Annotated in this window: 19 protein-coding genes; 5 read left to right on the forward strand and 14 right to left on the reverse strand. The window is 53.5% G+C overall.

Going from position 1 to position 17,277, the window contains the following annotated elements; all coding sequences use genetic code 11:
• Nucleotides 1–15: 15 nt before the first annotated feature.
• From ACIQW9_RS12025 to ACIQW9_RS12040, 4 genes are all read left to right on the forward strand, one after another.
• Entirely contained in the window at nucleotides 16–528 is a 513-nt protein-coding gene (locus ACIQW9_RS12025) for a DUF2271 domain-containing protein (protein ID WP_402337037.1), read from the forward strand.
• A 17-nt stretch (nucleotides 529–545) separates the two neighbouring features.
• Nucleotides 546–1,403, forward strand: coding sequence for a DUF4198 domain-containing protein (locus tag ACIQW9_RS12030; RefSeq protein ID WP_402337039.1), 858 nt, complete (start codon nucleotides 546–548; stop codon nucleotides 1,401–1,403).
• Nucleotides 1,404–1,475: 72 nt separating this feature from the next.
• A complete protein-coding gene (locus ACIQW9_RS12035; RefSeq protein WP_402337042.1) occupies nucleotides 1,476–2,510 on the forward strand; it encodes an FAD:protein FMN transferase in 1,035 nt (344 codons plus the stop codon).
• Nucleotides 2,507–3,877 (forward strand): sulfite reductase subunit alpha, encoded by a 1,371-nt coding sequence (locus ACIQW9_RS12040; protein WP_402337044.1) that lies wholly within the window; start codon nucleotides 2,507–2,509, stop codon nucleotides 3,875–3,877. The genes ACIQW9_RS12035 and ACIQW9_RS12040 overlap by 4 nt, the downstream gene beginning before the upstream one ends.
• Before the next feature lie 27 nt (nucleotides 3,878–3,904).
• Here ACIQW9_RS12040 and ACIQW9_RS12045 read toward each other — a convergent pair whose 3' ends face one another.
• Nucleotides 3,905–4,585: a Fe2+-dependent dioxygenase gene (locus ACIQW9_RS12045; protein ID WP_402337047.1), complete on the reverse strand. Its 681-nt coding sequence runs from the start codon at nucleotides 4,583–4,585 to the stop codon at nucleotides 3,905–3,907.
• A gap of 71 nt (nucleotides 4,586–4,656) precedes the next feature.
• Complete coding sequence (locus tag ACIQW9_RS12050; RefSeq protein ID WP_402337050.1) at nucleotides 4,657–6,915, reverse strand: catecholate siderophore receptor Fiu; 2,259 nt, start codon at nucleotides 6,913–6,915, stop codon at nucleotides 4,657–4,659.
• A 373-nt stretch (nucleotides 6,916–7,288) separates the two neighbouring features.
• Between ACIQW9_RS12050 and ACIQW9_RS12055 the strand changes: the two genes are divergently transcribed.
• Nucleotides 7,289–8,095, forward strand: a complete 807-nt coding sequence (locus ACIQW9_RS12055) for a slipin family protein (protein WP_402337053.1) — start codon at nucleotides 7,289–7,291, stop codon at nucleotides 8,093–8,095.
• Nucleotides 8,096–8,134: 39 nt separating this feature from the next.
• Here ACIQW9_RS12055 and ACIQW9_RS12060 read toward each other — a convergent pair whose 3' ends face one another.
• The 12 genes from ACIQW9_RS12060 to ACIQW9_RS12115 form a co-directional block, all read right to left on the reverse strand.
• The gene (locus tag ACIQW9_RS12060) at nucleotides 8,135–8,944 is read right to left on the reverse strand and encodes a polyphosphate kinase 2 family protein (RefSeq protein WP_402337056.1); all 810 of its coding nucleotides are present in this window, start codon (nucleotides 8,942–8,944) and stop codon (nucleotides 8,135–8,137) included.
• Between the two features lie 11 nt (nucleotides 8,945–8,955).
• A complete protein-coding gene (locus ACIQW9_RS12065; RefSeq protein WP_402337059.1) occupies nucleotides 8,956–9,399 on the reverse strand; it encodes a CoA-binding protein in 444 nt (147 codons plus the stop codon).
• A gap of 65 nt (nucleotides 9,400–9,464) precedes the next feature.
• Nucleotides 9,465–9,887 carry a F0F1 ATP synthase subunit epsilon gene (locus ACIQW9_RS12070; RefSeq protein WP_011872757.1) on the reverse strand — a complete coding sequence of 141 codons (423 nt, stop codon included), beginning with the start codon at nucleotides 9,885–9,887 and terminating at the stop codon, nucleotides 9,465–9,467.
• 88 nt (nucleotides 9,888–9,975) lie between these two features.
• A complete protein-coding gene (gene atpD / locus ACIQW9_RS12075; RefSeq protein WP_402337062.1) occupies nucleotides 9,976–11,376 on the reverse strand; it encodes a F0F1 ATP synthase subunit beta in 1,401 nt (466 codons plus the stop codon).
• A gap of 70 nt (nucleotides 11,377–11,446) precedes the next feature.
• Nucleotides 11,447–12,316, reverse strand: coding sequence for a F0F1 ATP synthase subunit gamma (gene atpG, locus ACIQW9_RS12080; RefSeq protein WP_402337065.1), 870 nt, complete (start codon nucleotides 12,314–12,316; stop codon nucleotides 11,447–11,449).
• A gap of 27 nt (nucleotides 12,317–12,343) precedes the next feature.
• A complete protein-coding gene (gene atpA, locus ACIQW9_RS12085) occupies nucleotides 12,344–13,879 on the reverse strand; it encodes a F0F1 ATP synthase subunit alpha (RefSeq protein ID WP_402337068.1) in 1,536 nt (511 codons plus the stop codon).
• 52 nt (nucleotides 13,880–13,931) lie between these two features.
• On the reverse strand, nucleotides 13,932–14,465 hold the full coding sequence (locus ACIQW9_RS12090; RefSeq protein WP_402337071.1) for a F0F1 ATP synthase subunit delta: 534 nt from the start codon (nucleotides 14,463–14,465) through the stop codon (nucleotides 13,932–13,934).
• Nucleotides 14,466–14,467: 2 nt separating this feature from the next.
• The gene (locus tag ACIQW9_RS12095; RefSeq protein ID WP_402337074.1) at nucleotides 14,468–14,938 is read right to left on the reverse strand and encodes a F0F1 ATP synthase subunit B; all 471 of its coding nucleotides are present in this window, start codon (nucleotides 14,936–14,938) and stop codon (nucleotides 14,468–14,470) included.
• A 66-nt stretch (nucleotides 14,939–15,004) separates the two neighbouring features.
• Nucleotides 15,005–15,250, reverse strand: a complete 246-nt coding sequence (gene atpE, locus ACIQW9_RS12100; RefSeq protein WP_011872763.1) for a F0F1 ATP synthase subunit C — start codon at nucleotides 15,248–15,250, stop codon at nucleotides 15,005–15,007.
• A gap of 92 nt (nucleotides 15,251–15,342) precedes the next feature.
• Nucleotides 15,343–16,176, reverse strand: a complete 834-nt coding sequence (gene atpB / locus ACIQW9_RS12105) for a F0F1 ATP synthase subunit A (protein ID WP_402337078.1) — start codon at nucleotides 16,174–16,176, stop codon at nucleotides 15,343–15,345.
• 13 nt (nucleotides 16,177–16,189) lie between these two features.
• Nucleotides 16,190–16,528: an ATP synthase subunit I gene (locus ACIQW9_RS12110; protein ID WP_402337081.1), complete on the reverse strand. Its 339-nt coding sequence runs from the start codon at nucleotides 16,526–16,528 to the stop codon at nucleotides 16,190–16,192.
• Nucleotides 16,529–16,722: 194 nt separating this feature from the next.
• Nucleotides 16,723–17,268: an RBBP9/YdeN family alpha/beta hydrolase gene (locus ACIQW9_RS12115; RefSeq protein WP_402337084.1), complete on the reverse strand. Its 546-nt coding sequence runs from the start codon at nucleotides 17,266–17,268 to the stop codon at nucleotides 16,723–16,725.
• Nucleotides 17,269–17,277: the final 9 nt, after the last annotated feature.

A 17,277-nucleotide genomic window follows, 5' to 3' on the forward strand; every position in this document is an offset into this window, starting at 1 on the left:
TCAAAGGTCTTTCTTATGCAGATCCGTTATTCCTTCATGCTGGGCGCAGCGCTAACAACTCCGAGCTTTGCAGCCGATATGAATGTGAAAGTTGAAATCCCGCGCCTGACCGTTGCCGAATATCACAAGCCTTACGTCGCCTTCTGGATCGAAGGTGCAGACCAGACTTTTGTACGCAATCTGGCCGTCTGGTACGACCTGAAAATGAAAGATAACGAAGGCACAAAATGGCTCAAGGACATGCGTCAGTGGTGGCGCAAAAGCGGTCGCGATTTGCAGATGCCGATCGATGGCTTGAGCGGCGCCACGCGCGCGCCAGGTGAACAACAGTTGAATATCAATGCGGCGAAATCCGGCCTCGATAAATTACCGGCCGGCGAATACGCTTTGGTCGTGGAAGCGGCGCGCGAAGTCGGCGGCCGCGAATTGATCCGCGTGCCATTTCAATGGCCGCCAAAATCAGCACAAACCGCACAAGGTAAAGGCGAACACGAACTCGGCGCCGTTACCCTCACATTAAAACCATAAAACTCAAGGACACTGAAATGAAAAAAGCTTCCATGTGGCGCGTTGCTGCGCTGGCTGTTTCCCTCTCCGTCGCTTTGCCTATGGCCGCACATGCGCACCGTGCATGGATGCTGCCATCCGCAACGGTATTGTCGGGTAATGAACCATGGGTCACCGTCGATGCGGCAATCTCCAACGATCTGTTCTACTTTGAACACAATGCATTGCGCCTGGACAATCTGGCCGTCATCGCGCCGGACGGCAAGACCGTCGAGGCAGAAAATAAAAGCACCGGTAAATATCGCAGCACCTTCGACGTCAAGCTGTCGCAAAAAGGAACCTACAAGCTGACCATGGTGAATGATGGCTTGAGCGCAAGCTACAAACTGGGCAACGAAAACAAACGCTGGCGCGGTACGGCGGAAAGCTTCGCCAAGGACATTCCAGCCGATGCAAAAGATGTGAACGTCAGCCGCGTGCAAAGCCGGATGGAAGTTTTCGTCAGCTCTGGCAAACCGACGGATACCGTCCTGAAACCAACTGGCGCCGGACTGGAACTGGTGCCGATCACGCATCCGAACGATCTGTTCGCCGGCGACACCAGCAATTTTCGTTTCATGCTCGATGGCAAACCAGCAGCTGATATTGAAGTCACACTGATACCCGGCGGCATCCGTTACCGCGATCAACTCGGCGAGATCAAGCTCAAGACCGACAAAGACGGCAAGTTCAGCGTCAAGTGGCCGACTGCAGGCATGTACTGGATGAGCGCCAGCAATGGCGGCGCTCGCATGGAAGGTGGTGCTGCCAATGCCGCGCCGCAAGCAGTTGGCACCATCGCCAAACCTATCCGCCGCGTCAGCTACTCGGCAACGCTGGAAGTGCTGCAACCGTAAATAAAATATGGTTAGTCGCCCGTTGACCGCTTGCGGCAACGGGCGTTTTTCGTTCCGACTGGCACAACTCACATGCGACGCACACTGGTTCCCTTCATAGACACTCCGCCCTTGCCACCGGCTTTGGGTGGCGTCGTGCACACCCTGCAGGGCGAGACTATGGGTACCACCTGGTCGGTCAAGCTGGTAGCCGATGCCGCACGTCGCTTATCGCCTTTGCACGAATTGATTCAGGCTCAGCTCAATAATGTTGTCGCGCAAATGAGTACATGGGAACCGAACTCTGATCTGAGTCGCTTCAACCAGACCGCAGCCGGCTCATGGCATTGTTTGCCGGATGAATTTTTTAACGTACTGGAATATGCGCTGAATGTCGCACAAGCAAGCGACGGTGCTTACGATCCAACTGCCGGAGCATTGGTCAATACGTGGGGCTTCGGTCCGACCCGGCGTTATAACGAGGCCGGCTTTGTTGCACCCACACGTGCCGCACTGGATATCGCACGTGCGCAATGCGGCTGGCGGCGCATTCAACTTGACAAGGTCGCGCGTCGTGCATGGCAACCCGGCGGTGTGCATATCGATTTGTCTGCCATTGCCAAAGGCTATGGCGTCGATCAGGTTGCACGCGCGCTGCTGCAGCGAGGCATGGACAGCTTTCTGGTTGAGGTCGGAGGCGAGTTGCGCGGTGCAGGCGTCAAGCCGGATGGGCAGCCGTGGTGGGTCGCGCTGGAACACCCTTTGCCCACTTCGTTTACTTCCGCGACTGCAAGCGGTTCAAGTATCGAAACCATTGCCGCACTCTACAATTTGTCTGTTGCGACATCCGGCGATTACCGCCGCTATTTTGAAGAGGACGACACGCGCTTTTCGCACACCATCGATCCGCGCAGCGGCGAACCTATCTCCCATGGCCTTGCTTCTGTGACGGTGCTGCACCGTGATTGCATGGCAGCCGATGCGTGGTCAACCGCGCTTGGCGTCATGGGCGCCGAACAAGGCCTGGCCTTTGCCGATCGACACGATCTGGCGGCGCTGTTTATTCAACGCGGCAAGGAAGGCTTTGAAGAACGCATGAGTCCATCAATGACGGCCTTGCTGCAATGAACTGGAGTGACCAAACCCGCGCAATTGTGGCGACCCTGCTGGTCCTTGTGTATCTCGGCATGTGCATGGCCATTTACTGCGTGCAACGGCGCAAGCGGCAACAGGCGGCACGCAACGCAGCAGCGCTCATTCCCGCGGCCGACGGCGCACCACCCTGGCTGATCGGCTATGCAAGTCAAACCGGTTTTGCCGAAGAGCTCGCCTGGAACACGGCGCGTCTGCTACACACCGCGGGTGTCCCCGCCCGTGTAGCAAGCTTGTCCGATATCCGTGCCGACGACCTGATGCAGACCGAGCGCGCACTCTTCATCGTCAGCACTTACGGTGAAGGCGATCCGCCGGACAATGCCTCATTATTCGCCGGCAAAGTGATGAACACCAAACTGGCTTTGCCACATCTGCACTTCGGCATGTTGATGCTGGGTGATAGCGGGTACACGCATTTTTGCGGCTTTGGCCGCACATTCACCGCATGGTTGCTGGCACGCGGCGCACACGCGCTGTTTGACAGCGTAGTGGTCGACAATACAGATGCGAAAGCGCTGCATGATTGGCAGCACCATCTGAGCCACATCGCCGGCACCAGCGATGCGCCGGACTGGCAGGCTCCGACTTATCAGCAATGGCGGCTGACGACGCGGCGGCACCTCAACCCCGGCAGCGCCGGCAACCCGACCTTTCATATAGAACTGGAAGCGCCGAACGAACAGGCCATATGGGAAGCCGGCGATCTGCTTCAAGTACTCGCTCCCGCCGATCCGCAACGTGCGCGCGAATATTCTGTCGCCTCGACTCCTTCCGATGGCCGCATACATTTGCTGGTTCGCCAGGAACGCCATGAAGACGGCAGCCTTGGCATCGCCTCCGGCTGGCTGACCGAACAGGCAGCGCTGGGCGCGACGATCGATGTCCGTCTGCGTGCGCACAGCAATTTCCGCCTGGGCGACAATCTGCATCGCCCACTGATATTCATCGGCAACGGCACCGGTCTCGCCGGCTTGCGCAGCCATGTAAAAGCGCGTGCAGCAAACGGCAGGCAACGCAACTGGCTGCTATTCGGCGAACGCAATGCCACCCATGATTTCTATTACCGCGATGAAATCGAAGCATGGCAAACGCAGGGTGTACTGGAACGTGTCGATATCGTATTTTCGCGCGATCAAGCGGAACGCATTTACGTACAGGACAAGTTGCGCGAACAGGCCGACACCGTGCGCGCATGGCTGGCAGCAGATGCCGCCATTTATGTGTGCGGCAGTTTGGACGGCATGGCCGGCGGCGTCGAAGCCGCGCTGACCGATATCATGGGCGCCGCAGCCGTGGAGCAACTGATAGCGCAAGGTCGCTATCGGCGCGATGTCTACTGATCGATGCTCGCCCTGCGTTTTCTCTGATTACACGCTGGCCCATTGTCTTAACAGATTGTGATAATGGCCGGTCAGGCCGACCACCTCTTCGCAATCGCCCAACTTCTCGCGCAGTTTCAGTATGTTCTGGTCCAGTTCAAACAGCAGACGACGCTTGCCCTCATCCGCGACCATGCTTTGCACCCAAAAGAATGAACATACGCGCGCGCCGCGCGTGACGGGCTCAACTTTATGCAGGCTGCTGGACGGATACAGAATCATGTCGCCGGCCGGCAACTTCACTTCGTGTTCGCCATACGTATCGGAAACAATCAGCTCACCGCCATCGTAATCTTCCGGCTCGCACAGGAACAGCGTGCACGACAGATCGGTACGCAGGCTCAGATTCGAACCCGGTATCGTACGCACCGACCCATCGATATGAAAACCGTAATGCTCGCCGCCTTCATAACGATTGAACAGCGGCGGCATGTAACGCATGGGCAAGGCGGCGGAAAAGAACAAGGGATTGTTTACCAGCGCCTTCAGAATGATCTGACCAAGCGCCATTCCCACTGGTGAAAGCTCGGGCAATTGGCGATTCTTCTTGACCTGCGCGCCTTGCGCACCAACCGTTGCCTTGCCGTCTACCCAGTCGGCAGCATCCAGCTTCTGTCGGATTTCCATGACTTGTGCAGACGTCAGAACGGAAGGTATGTGCAGCATCATGAGTCACTCTCCAATGGAAAAAGCCTCTCCGTTATGAAGAGGCTTTATTAAAGCATTATTCGTGCTGAAATTTAGAACTTGATATTGGCCGACAATCTTGCCGAACGCTCTATGCCCGGCGTATAGCGATATCCGCTTTTGTTGATCGAAGCAACATAATCCTTGTTGGTCAGGTTGTACAAATTAAGCTGCAAATCAACGTTCTTGCTGAGTTTATACGTCGCGGCAGCATCGTATACCCAATAGGCCTCGACATATTTAGGTATATCGACCGCTCCGTCGGTAGGCTTGTTCATCTTGCCGACATAACGCGCACCACCGCTAACCGTGAAACCCTTGGGAAGCTTGTATGTCGTCCATGCCGTGAATGCATTTTTCGGCGTATAGCTGAACGTCCGGGAACCATCTGCTGCAACGCTCGCTCCGCTAAGGACTTTGGTATTCATCGTTGTATAACCCGCACTCACCGACCAGAGATTGGTAATATCACCAATTACGCCAAGTTCGATACCCTGCACACGCTTTTTACCCGTTTGAAAAAATCCGTCCGCCGTACTACCCTCAATTTCGTTGGCAACGGTGGTGCGATAAATTGCCGCGGTGAGAGCCAGCTTGTTATCAATCACATCCCACTTGCCGCCGATTTCAGCGGTCCTTGTGGATTGCGGCTCGAAGTCTGCCGAATTGTTGCCGCCGGTGCCAGAAGCGCTAATAGAAAAATTTGCCCCTCCAGGCGGTTGCTTGGACGTTGCATAGTTTGCATACAGGCTGCTGTTTTCTGTTGGTTTGTACAGCGCACCCAGCTTCCAGTTGAACAATGTTCCCGATGTACTTGCATCAGGCATCTTGTGTAACAGGCCAACTGGAAAACCATTTCTAGTAGTGCCAATTACTGCGCTACTGAAATCCGTATCGTAACGATCGACGCGCACGCCGCCATTAACTTGCCATTGCGGACTGAATTCCAGCGTATCAAACAAATAGACGGATGCGGTATCAGTCTGACCGGAGGAGTCCGCAGCGTTACGCGTTGGGTTATATCCGACTCGTTGAACGTTGGGATTCGGATTGTAGACGCTTGAATCAGCGAGAGTGCCCAGGCTGACGGCATCATAACCAATGTTCGATTGCTTTTCACGACTCAACTCAACACCGGTTACCAGCGAATGTTTAATCGCTCCGGTATTGAAATTCGCAATCAAATTCGTTTGATTCGAGAAAATTTCGTTTTCCTGATCCTTGGAATTGTTGGTACGAGCCAATGTCAAATTCGCCGGAGTAATCTTCATGAAGCTGGTGCCAAGGAAGTTTTGCGTTGTCTTGCCGTAGCGAGTCGTATTTTGCAGCCTCAGATTTGCTGAAAAATCGTGTTCTACGCGAACCGTAAACATGTCGGCTTTGACATCATCAAAGTCACCGCTTGAACCGTAAAAATTCTTTGAATTAACCTTTGGACTGCCATTGAGAATGGCATTCTCACCGGCCGTTCCAGATGACGCGTTGTAGCTAGGCAAACCAATTGTTGGCACACCGGCATCCGGTATATTGTTCTGATCAATATGCAGGTAATTCAGATAGGTTCGGGTGTTGGTTTTCAAGCCGAAGGCCAGCGCTGCGGCAATACCTTGCCTATCGTTTTTAACCACATCGCGACCCGCCACACCGGAATCTTCCTTCAGCAGATTGAGGCGGAAAGCAGCACCCCCGTCTAGATCGAGGGGCTTATTCAAATCGGCTGTGGCACGTTTGAAATCGCCGCTACCGACTCCCACCGTACCTGAATACGCCTCCTTCAATGTTGGCTGCTTAGTTACCAGATTGATTGAGCCGGTCGGTGCGCCGCGTCCACTATCCGTACCGGCAGGACCTTTGGTCACTTCAATTTGCTCGATATTGAAAACGTCACGTGAAATGGCACCAAGGTCACGCACGTTATCGACAAAAATGGAACTGGATGTATCGAAACCACGCATGTAGATCGCATCGCCCGTATTGGTCGCGCCATTTTCGCCCAAAGAAAATGTGCCCACACCCGGCGTATTGCGCAAGGCTTCGCTCAAAGTCGTCCCGCCCTGCTGCTGCACCAATTCTTTCTTGATGACGGTAATAGTTTGCGTGGTGTTCAGCAAAGGCTGCGTGAATTTTGGCGACGAAACCGTATCGGCCTTATAGCTTTCAGCCGTGCCGTGCACTTCGACTTCCGGCAAAACGCTCGTAGCTTGCTGCGCGTAAACCGCTGTGCCAGGCAAGACCATGAACGCCATTGCAACGGCTGTCGAACAGCTGGAACGACGGTCGATCGGATGCTTGCGGCTTTTGATGTGAGCCATCTGTAATTCCTCCAAGTGGTGATGAAATGTGCACTGGCTAGTCTGTAACCGGCACGACACTCGTCGAGGGCGTGAATCAGATGGCTGGCAGTCGATGCGTATCGACAGAAAACAAATGATAATGATTCGCGTTACTTAGGTCAATATAAATGAATTAGGAAGTAGCAAGTGTTGCAAAGAGAGGTTAAGAAATCATTAAAAACAGGCTGGCAGCACCGCGGCATACAGCCGCCCATAGAGACAACGGCCGGCATGTCTCTATGGACATCCGGGCAAAAATGCCTACTATGAAGACATGAATTGTCGGCGGTTTGACTAGTGACAGTTGCCACGCGCCATCCTTGCCAAGGCAATAGGCTGAAGGAGATTCATTATGTTCTCCACACTAAACTGGTTCCCGTCTTTTCTTGCCCTTGTCGTCATCGTTTTCTTCATTTCGGCCATCAAGATTTTCCGCGAGTATGAACGTGGCGTCGTCTTTACCCTGGGCCGCTTCTGGAAGGTGAAGGGGCCGGGGCTGGTCATCATCATTCCTTTGGTTCAGCAGGTGGTGCGGGTGGATTTGCGTACCGTGGTGCTGGAGGTACCGACCCAGGATGTCATCTCGCGCGATAACGTTTCCGTGAAGGTCAGCGCCGTTATCTACTTCCGCATCATTGATCCGCAGAAGGCGATCATCCAGGTCGCGAATTACCTTAACGCAACGAGCCAGTTGGCACAAACCATGTTGCGTTCGGTATTGGGCAAGCACGTTTTGGATGACATGCTGGCCGAGCGGGAAAAGCTGAATCACGACATTAGAGAATCGCTGGATGTACAGACCGACTCTTGGGGCATCAAGGTTGCCAACGTCGAGATCAAGCAAGTCGATCTGACGGAATCCATGATCAGGGCCATCGCAAGACAGGCGGAGGCAGAACGTGAGCGGCGCGCCAAAGTGATTCATGCCGAAGGCGAATTGCAGGCTTCGGAAAAACTATATGCAGCAGCAAAAATCCTGGCACAGGAACCGCAGGCAATTCAGTTGCGTTATCTGGAAACCCTGACGGTGATCGGAGCAGATAAAAACACGACCATCGTTTTCCCTCTGCCGATAGAGTTGCTTTCTTTTCTCGATCGACTTAAACCCGCTGAACCGCCACCCCACGCGACATCGGATGACAATAGAATGGCAATGTAGCAACTGAGCGTGTGATCGTTTGCATCCGGCACTTCTGCGTCAGACGACTTTCAATTTCGCAAACTCTGGATTGCCCGGAGGGAAAGCCGGTTTCAACTTCTGCAATGTATCCAGAACGATGCTGGCTATCGCCAGATTGCGATGTGTTTTTGAATCGGCAGGAATGACGTACCACGGCGCGTAATCGGCATCAGTTTCATTGATTGCTGTCTCATACAAGCGCTGATAATCCGCCCAGTATTTCCGTTCAGCTAAATCGTTGGGATCGAATTTCCAGTGCTTGTCCGGATCGGCAATACGTTCTTCCAGACGTTTCTTTTGCTCATCAGCGGAGATGTGCAGAAAGAATTTCAGAATCACGGTGCCGGTTTCGCTCAGTATGCGCTCGAAGTCGCGGATATGCGCATAACGACGCTTGCACTCCTTGTCGTCTATCCAGCCGTGTACACGCGTGATCAGTACATCTTCGTAGTGGCTACGGTTGAAGATGGTGAATTCGCCCTGCCCCGGCACTTGCTGATGCACGCGCCAGAGAAAATCATGCGCCCTCTCTTCCGCAGTCGGCGCCTTGAAAGCGACGCTGCTGACGCCCAGTGGATCGATCCTGCCGAACACACCGCGCACGGTGCCATCCTTGCCTGAGGTATCCATGCCTTGCAATACGATCAGGATTTTATGTTTGCGTTCGGCGTATAAAATCTCCTGCAAGTCGGCGATCTGCTGTGCGAGCTGCTCAACCTGCAATTTATCCTGCGCCTTGTCCCCGCTAGAAAGCGGCTTATCGCCGGCATCCGCATCCACTGCCTTCTGCTTTTTAGTCGCTCGGAATAGTTGCTGGACGCCGGCCATAGTGATCTCCGTTAGCCTTGCTCGGCATGCCAAATGGCATGATCGATTTTTGTACAACGATCTGCCACGACATCCAGACCAGCGGCACGCGCCTTGTCGGTTGCCGCTTCATTAATGACGCCGATTTGCAGCCATACACCGCGGGCGCGGATCGCAATCGCTTCATCGATGATGGGCCCGACCAATTCAGATTTACGGAAAACATCGACCAGATCGATACGCGTTTGCTGTTCGGCCAGCGCTGCTGCCGCCAGTGTCAGCGTTGCATAGCAGTGCTCGCCGAGTATGTGAGTGCCTGCACAGGCCGGATTGACTGGAATAATCCGGTAACCATGGCGCTGCAAATACGCGGCGACTTCATGGCTCGGGCGATCCGACTTCGGTGACAAGCCGACCACGGCGATAACGCGGGATTCAGCCAGCAACTTGACGATGGTTTGCGGATTTTGATTCATGATTTCTTTTCCAAAAACAAGAAGGGCAGCCTAAGCTGCCCTTCATTGTATGCGGGAATTTCCGATTAGCGTTTTTGACGCAACCGTTGAATCGCCGCCAACTGTGCAATTGCGGTGGCCAATTCGGCCTGCGCTTGTGCGTAGTCGATTTTCGATTCTTTATTGACCAGTGCTTCTTCGGCCAATCGTTTCGCTTCTGCTGCCTTGGCTTCATCCAGATCGGCACCGCGAATCGCGGTGTCGGCCAGAACCGTCACGCCGTGTGGTTGCACTTCGAGAATACCGCCTGCTACGAAGACAAACTCATCTTCTGCCTGGCCGGCAATCTTGATGCGAACCGCACCTGGTCGGATGCGTGTGATCAGTGGCGTGTGGCCCGGCAAGATGCCGAGTTCGCCTGATTCGCCCGGCAGCGCGACAAACTCTGCTTCGCCGGAGAAGATTTCTTCTTCGGCGGAGACTACCTCTACGCGCATTGTGTGTGCCATGTTAGAACCTTATTTCTTCGTCCAAAGACCGGAAAACGTTTGCTTGCGCGCGCAGCTTTGATACTGCGCTACGCAAGCTACTCAATGATTAGTTGAGTTTTTTCGCTTTTTCGATTGCTTCTTCGATAGTGCCTACCATGTAGAACGCTTGTTCCGGCAGGTGATCGAGTTCGCCGGATGCGATCATTTTGAAACCATTGATCGTATCTTTGAGCGAAACGTATTTACCTGGCGCACCGGTAAATACTTCAGCAACGTGGAACGGCTGCGACAGGAAACGTTGCATCTTACGTGCACGTGCGACCAGCAGTTTGTCTTCCGGTGCCAGTTCGTCCATACCCAGAATCGCGATAATGTCGCGCAATTCTTTGTAGCGTTGCAAGGTACCTTGAACAGCGCGCGCTGTGTCGTAGTGATCTTGACCAACGACGAGTGGATCTAATTGACGCGAGGTCGAATCGAGTGGGTCAACCGCTGGGTAGATACCGAGCGATGCGATGTCACGCGACAGAACAACGGTGGAATCCAAGTGAGCAAACGTAGTTGCTGGCGATGGATCGGTCAAGTCATCCGCTGGAACGTAGACAGCCTGGATCGATGTGATCGAACCGGTTTTTGTCGACGTAATACGCTCTTGCAGACGGCCCATTTCTTCAGCCAGTGTAGGCTGATAACCCACAGCGGAAGGCATACGACCCAGCAACGCGGATACTTCGGTACCAGCCAGTGTGAAACGATAGATGTTATCGACGAAGAACAACACGTCTTTACCTTCGTCACGGAACGCTTCAGCCATCGTCAAACCGGTCAACGCAACGCGCAGACGGTTACCTGGTGGTTCATTCATCTGACCGTAAACCATCGCGACTTTGGAGTTCTCCGGGTTTTCCAGATCAACCACTTTCGCGTCAGCCATCTCGTGGTAAAAGTCATTACCTTCACGAGTACGCTCACCAACACCAGCAAACACGGACAAGCCGCTGTGTGCTTTAGCGATGTTGTTAATCAGTTCCATCATGTTGACGGTTTTACCAACACCCGCGCCACCGAACAGACCGACTTTACCGCCTTTTGCGAACGGGCAAACCAGGTCAATAACCTTAATGCCTGTTTCCAGCAAATCCTGCGATGGCGACAATTCGTCGTACGCTGGCGCTTTGCGGTGAATCGATGCTGTGCGCTCTTGGCTCACAGGACCGCATTCGTCGATCGGGTTACCCAACACGTCCATGATACGGCCGAGTGTTGCTTTGCCGACTGGTACTGTGATTGGCTTGCCGGTGTTTTGAATGATCATGCCGCGACGCAAACCGTCGGAGGTACCGAGTGCAATGGTACGAACAATACCGTCACCCAACTGTTGCTGTACTTCCAGCGTCAGCTCGGAGCCTGCCATCTTCAAGGCATCGTAAATCTTAGGCATCGCATTGCGGGGAAATTCAACGTCCACCACCGCGCCGATACACTGAACGATTTTGCCATCAGCCATTTTCGTTCCTTCAATATATAAAATTTAAAATCTGGTTGTTGAGGGCAGCTTGCGCTGCGCCGCAATCGAATTAAACCGCAGCCGCACCGGCGACGATTTCGGAAAGTTCTTTCGTAATCGCAGCCTGACGCGTCTTGTTATAGACCAGCTTCAGTTCACCAATCACGCTACCTGCATTGTCGCTTGCCGATTTCATCGCCACCATGCGAGCCGATTGCTCGGACGCGAGGTTTTCCGCTACTGCCTGGAAAATCAGCGCTTCAACATAACGGATCAACAATTCATCAATCACGGTTTGCGCATCCGGCTCGTAGATGTAATCCCATGCCAGCGAATCTGCATCTGCCTTCAACGTATCAGCGGCCAATGGCAGCAACTGCTCCATCATCGGCTCTTGCTTCATCGTGTTGATGAACTTGGTATACACGACATACACCGCGTCCAGCTTGCCGTCCTGATACGCATCGAGCATCACCTTGACCGGACCGATCAGCTTGTCCAGATGCGGGGTGTCGCCGATTTGCACCGCATGCGACACGACACGCGCGCCGATACGATTCAGGAAGCCCAAACCTTTATTGCCGATTGCGACGGTTTCGACCTTCTTGCCTTGCGCTTCCAGCTCGCGCAGTTTGGTCGTCACGATACGCAGGGAGTTTGTGTTCATACCGCCGCACAAACCCTTATCCGTCGTCACAATGATGAAGCCCACCGTTTTCGACACATCCGACTTCACCAGAAACGGATGTGTGTACTCAGGATTGGCTTGCGACAAATTGGCAGCGATATTACGAATCTTGTCGCTGTATGGACGAGCCGCGCGCATCCGGTCTTGCGCTTTGCGCATTTTGGATGCGGCGACCATTTCCATCGCCTTGGTGATCTTCTTCGTATTTTCTACGCTCTTGATCTTGCCACGTATCTCTTTGCCTGAAGCCATGAGTTGTTACTCCTTATAGCCCCGAAATCAGAACGATTTTTTGAAATCAGCAATCGCAGCAGCCAATACAGCTTCGTCGTCTTTCTCGAGCTTCTTGGTGTCTTCGATTTTTTGCAGCAATGCTGCGTGGCTGGACTTCATGAAACCGTGCAGGCCTGATTCGAATGCGAGTACACGTTTGACTTCGAGGTCATCGAAGTAGCCTTTGTTGACTGCGAACAGCGAAACCGCCATCAGCGAAGTCGACAATGGCGAGTACTGCGCCTGTTTCAACAATTCGGTTACACGTGCGCCGCGATCGAGTTGCTTACGGGTCGATGCATCCAGATCCGAAGCGAACTGTGCAAACGCAGCCAATTCACGATACTGCGCCAGATCGGTACGGATACCGCCGGACAGGCTCTTGATGACTTTGGTTTGAGCAGCACCACCAACGCGTGACACCGAGATACCGGCGTTAATCGCAGGACGGACGCCCGAGTTGAACAACGATGTTTCCAGGAAGATCTGACCGTCGGTAATCGAAATCACGTTGGTTGGAACGAATGCGGAAACGTCGCCAGCTTGCGTTTCGATGATAGGCAATGCTGTCAACGAACCAGTTTTACCTTTAACGGCACCTTTGGTGAACGCTTCGACATAGTCGGCGTTAACACGTGCTGCACGCTCGAGCAAACGGCTGTGCAGGTAGAACACGTCGCCAGGATACGCTTCGCGGCCTGGTGGGCGGCGCAACAGCAGCGACACTTGACGGTATGCAACCGCTTGTTTCGACAAATCGTCATACACGATCAGCGCATCTTCACCGCGATCGCGGAAGTATTCGCCCATGGTGCAACCGGAGTAAGCCGAGACGAATTGCATCGCAGCCGATTCAGAAGCAGTAGCGGCAACCACGATCGTGTATTCCATCGCGCCGTGCGCTTCGAGCGAACGAACGATGTTTTTGACTGAGGATGCTTTTTGGCCGATGGCAACGTAGATACACGTTACGTCTTGACCTTTTTGATTGATGATGGAATCAATCGCAACAGCTGTTTTACCGGTTTGACGATCGCCAATGATCAGTTCGCGTTGACCGCGACCGATAGGTACCATCGCATCAATCGCCTTGATACCGGTTTGCATCGGTTGATCAACAGATTGACGTGCAATAACGCCTGGTGCGATTTTTTCGATAGGAGCGGTCAATTTTGCATTGACTGGACCTTTGCCGTCGATCGGTTGACCGAGAGCATTCACGACGCGACCGCGCAGTTCAGGACCGATAGGCACTTCCAGAATACGACCGGTGCATTTAACCGTGTCGCCTTCCGAGATGTGCTCGTATTCGCCCAGAATAACGGCGCCGACGGAATCACGTTCCAGGTTCAGCGCGAGGCCGAAAGTATTGCCTGGGAATTCCAGCATCTCGCCTTGCATGACGTCGGACAGACCGTGGATGCGGCAGATACCGTCGGACACGGAAATGACCGTGCCTTGATTGCGAATCTCAGCTGTATCGCCGAGCCCTTGAATCCGGCTCTTGATCAGTTCGCTGATTTCAGACGGGTTGAGTTGCATATAAACTCCTAAAATTTTTCTCTGTAGCTTAGGCTAGGGGCCCGGGCGACGATTACGCAGTCAACGCAACTTGCATCTGTTGCAGTTTCGCGCGCACCGAGGTGTCGAGCACTTCATCGCCGACAACGACACGCACGCCACCGATCAGTGCGCTATCAACAGCGACGGTCGGATTAAGCTTGCGGCCGAATTTCTTTTCCAGCGTTGCGACCAGCTCGGTCAACTGCGCTGCGGACAGTTCAAACGCGCTGACGATTTCTGCATCAGCGGCGCCTTCTTGCGCATTTTTCAATGCGTGAAACTGTGTCGCGATTTCCGGCAACAGCGTCAGGCGGTCGTTTTGCACCAGCATGTTGATGAAGTTTTTCGCTTCAGCGCCAACCGGCGATTTGAGCGCCGAGATGAATGCACTGCTGATAACTTCGTCCGAAATTTTCGGGTTGTGCGCCAATGCATACACATCGGGATTCGCAGCAACCTGTGCCATTTCGGAAACCAGTTCAGACCAGCCGTTCAAATCAGCGGCTTTCGCCACACGGAACAGAGCTTCGGCGTAAGGACGGGCAATCGTTGCAAGTTCGGCCATGATTACAGCTCGGCTTTCAGTTGGTTCAACAGATCGGCGTGGACTGCAGCATTGACTTCACGCTTCAGAATTTGCTCAGCGCCTTTAACTGCAAGGATCGCAACCTGGTCACGCAATGCTTCGCGAACCTGAGTTGCTTGCTGATCAGCATCCGCTTTGGCTGTCGCGATAATACGCGCAGCTTCTTCAGCGGCTGTTTTCTTGGCTTCATCAATAATGCTTTGGCCGCGCTTCTCGGCATCGCCGATACGCTTTTGACCTGCTTCTTGTGCAGATGTCAGTTCTGCCTGGGCGCGCTTTTCAGCGGCTGCCAGATCAGACTTGCCACGTTCGGCAGCTGCCAAACCGTCCGCGATCTTCTTGGCGCGCTCATCGAGCGCATTCATCAATGGTGGCCACACGAATTTCATCGTGAAACCTGCCAGGATGAAGAAGACCACGAACTGCGCAATCAAAGTTGCATTTAAGTTCATGGTAATTCCTTCTCTAAGTAACGTATGCCGAAAATGTCTTCAGCGTGAAACCGGTCAGCGACCGAATTACTTAGCGATGAACGGGTTTGCGAATGCGAACAACATAGCGATACCAACACCGATCAGGAACGCAGCATCGATCAGACCAGCCAACAGGAACATTTTGGTTTGCAATGTGTTCATCAATTCTGGTTGACGAGCAGAAGCCTCAAGGTATTTGCCACCCATGATTGCGATACCGATACAAGCGCCGATTGCGCCCAGACCAATAATCAAACCACAAGCCAGCGCTACAAATGAGAGATCAGTCATGACAATTCCTTCAAAGTTAAAGTTAAATCAAAAATTAATACTAAAAAACGGAGCCTGCTATTACTGCAATTTCAAAACCAATTTCGAAAATCTTAGTGCCCTTCATGCGCCTGGCCGATATACACCAGCGTCAGCATCATGAAAATGAATGCCTGCAGGAAAACGATCAGGATGTGGAAGATTGCCCACAATGTGCCTGCTAATACATGGCCGAAGAAACCGAACGCTGTTGCGGTCGAACCCAGCAATGCAATCAACAGGAACAACAATTCGCCGGCGTACATGTTGCCGAACAACCGCATCGCGAGGGAGACGGTTTTCGCTGCGAATTCAATCATGTTCAACAACAAGTTGAACGGTGCGAGCCAGATACCAAACGGAGCAGCGAACAGTTCATGAATGAAGCCGCCAGCGCCTTTGATTTTGATATTGTAAAAGATCATCAGCGCGAATACGCCGAGCGCAATGCCCATGGTGCCGTTCAAGTCGGCAGTAGGAACTGCGCGGTGATACGGAATAATGTGACCGATGCCAATTGCCTGGAATATTGCCGAGAACATATCGACAGGCAGGAAATCCAGCGAGTTCATCAGCGCAACCCAGACGAATACCGTCAATGCCAATGGCGCGATGAAACTACGGTCACCGTGAACAATCGATTTGGCCTGGTTGTCGACCATCTCAACAACCATTTCAACCGCAGCCTGGAAACGCCCTGGAACGCCGGACGTCGCCTTGCGCGCGGCCAACCACATAAAGAAACAACCAACAACGCCAGCAAATACGGACCAGAAAATCGTATCCATGTTGATGATCGAAAAATCAACGATCTTGTCCTGGTGCTTGGTCGAAAAATGCCCCAGATGGTGAACGATATATTCGGAAGCGGTCGGTGCTGCGTGATGCGCCGCCCCTGCAGTAGCCATTTCAGTCGCCATGTCAATGCCTAAATAATAAGATAATGTAACTTTTCAGCGCCACGATGAACGCGGCGACTAGCGCCAGCAAATTCAAATCGCGGTATAACCAGACCACCGCACCTAACAGTGCCATGGTCAATGCAATCTTGATAAATTCCCCGATGAAAAAAGTCATCGGATTAACGGACTCGGATTTTTGCGCAGCGGAAAATAAACGTAGCGCAAACAGACCATTCGGCACCACGCAGCACAACCCACCTAGTAAAGCCGAATACAGCGCCGGCATTCCAGCAATCAAACCGGCAATAATACTGGCGATTACCGTAGTCGCGAGTTGCAAGAGGACGACGGGCAGCATACTGGGTCCAAAGGTGCAGTCCTTTGGCGATCTTGCGATCGAGCTACTCGGACTGGAGTGAATACAAACTAAGTCGTGCGTTTCATGAAGCCACGGGATTATAAGGGTTTTCCATGCGTAGCGTCAAACGTTTGCTGCGGGAAATGCGGATGACTTGTTGATAGTTGGCGCGTTTTCCGGGGAGATTACTTACCTTATGTCAACGCGGCCAGATACGCACGTCCTTGCGGCCAGTCGCCCAGATTACTTTGCGCATTGATATGTCCGCAAGCGCCAGCGACATAAAATTGCGCACCCCAATCGGTCGCGAAAGATTGTGCTTTAGGCAAGGCGCACCAGCTATCGTCGGAAGAAGCGACGACCGTGGCCTTGAACGGCAGGCGCAGGCGCGGCATAGGGGCAAAGTCTATCGCCTCGGCGGGAAAATCCGCCTGCTCCACATCGGCCGGCGCAACCAGCAAGGCGCCGACAAGCTTGTTCGCATGCGGCGCATGGCCATGTTGCGCCGTCCACCAGGCCACCAGCGCACAACCCAGACTATGCGCAACCAGAATCACCGGGCCATCGAGTGCAAGGAGCGCCTTGTCCAGTGCCGCCACCCAATCGCGACGTTGCGGCGCATTCCACTCCTGCTGTTGTACGCGCACGACATTATCCAGCCCTGCCTCCCATTGCGTTTGCCAGTGCCCAGAGCCGGAATTACCCAGCCCGGGCAGCAACAATATAGTGGTCGGCCTCAAGTCCCTGCT

Origin of the sequence: Herminiimonas sp. NPDC097707 (assembly GCF_044761395.1) — a bacterium.
Lineage (GTDB): Bacteria > Pseudomonadota > Gammaproteobacteria > Burkholderiales > Burkholderiaceae_D > Oxalicibacterium.

What these genes read in the sequence shown, in the direction of transcription:
- ACIQW9_RS12025 (WP_402337037.1), top strand. Translation starts at nt 16, where the DNA reads ATGCAGATCCGTTATTCCTTCATGCTGGGCGCAGCGCTAACAACTCCG.
- ACIQW9_RS12030 (WP_402337039.1), top strand. Translation starts at nt 546, where the DNA reads ATGAAAAAAGCTTCCATGTGGCGCGTTGCTGCGCTGGCTGTTTCCCTC.
- ACIQW9_RS12035 (WP_402337042.1), top strand. Translation starts at nt 1,476, where the DNA reads ATGCGACGCACACTGGTTCCCTTCATAGACACTCCGCCCTTGCCACCG.
- ACIQW9_RS12040 (WP_402337044.1), top strand. Translation starts at nt 2,507, where the DNA reads ATGAACTGGAGTGACCAAACCCGCGCAATTGTGGCGACCCTGCTGGTC.
- ACIQW9_RS12045 (WP_402337047.1), bottom strand. Translation starts at nt 4,585, where the DNA reads ATGATGCTGCACATACCTTCCGTTCTGACGTCTGCACAAGTCATGGAA.
- ACIQW9_RS12050 (WP_402337050.1), bottom strand. Translation starts at nt 6,915, where the DNA reads ATGGCTCACATCAAAAGCCGCAAGCATCCGATCGACCGTCGTTCCAGC.
- ACIQW9_RS12055 (WP_402337053.1), top strand. Translation starts at nt 7,289, where the DNA reads ATGTTCTCCACACTAAACTGGTTCCCGTCTTTTCTTGCCCTTGTCGTC.
- ACIQW9_RS12060 (WP_402337056.1), bottom strand. Translation starts at nt 8,944, where the DNA reads ATGGCCGGCGTCCAGCAACTATTCCGAGCGACTAAAAAGCAGAAGGCA.
- ACIQW9_RS12065 (WP_402337059.1), bottom strand. Translation starts at nt 9,399, where the DNA reads ATGAATCAAAATCCGCAAACCATCGTCAAGTTGCTGGCTGAATCCCGC.
- ACIQW9_RS12070 (WP_011872757.1), bottom strand. Translation starts at nt 9,887, where the DNA reads ATGGCACACACAATGCGCGTAGAGGTAGTCTCCGCCGAAGAAGAAATC.
- atpD (WP_402337062.1), bottom strand. Translation starts at nt 11,376, where the DNA reads ATGGCTGATGGCAAAATCGTTCAGTGTATCGGCGCGGTGGTGGACGTT.
- atpG (WP_402337065.1), bottom strand. Translation starts at nt 12,316, where the DNA reads ATGGCTTCAGGCAAAGAGATACGTGGCAAGATCAAGAGCGTAGAAAAT.
- atpA (WP_402337068.1), bottom strand. Translation starts at nt 13,879, where the DNA reads ATGCAACTCAACCCGTCTGAAATCAGCGAACTGATCAAGAGCCGGATT.
- ACIQW9_RS12090 (WP_402337071.1), bottom strand. Translation starts at nt 14,465, where the DNA reads ATGGCCGAACTTGCAACGATTGCCCGTCCTTACGCCGAAGCTCTGTTC.
- ACIQW9_RS12095 (WP_402337074.1), bottom strand. Translation starts at nt 14,938, where the DNA reads ATGAACTTAAATGCAACTTTGATTGCGCAGTTCGTGGTCTTCTTCATC.
- atpE (WP_011872763.1), bottom strand. Translation starts at nt 15,250, where the DNA reads ATGACTGATCTCTCATTTGTAGCGCTGGCTTGTGGTTTGATTATTGGT.
- atpB (WP_402337078.1), bottom strand. Translation starts at nt 16,176, where the DNA reads ATGGCTACTGCAGGGGCGGCGCATCACGCAGCACCGACCGCTTCCGAA.
- ACIQW9_RS12110 (WP_402337081.1), bottom strand. Translation starts at nt 16,528, where the DNA reads ATGCTGCCCGTCGTCCTCTTGCAACTCGCGACTACGGTAATCGCCAGT.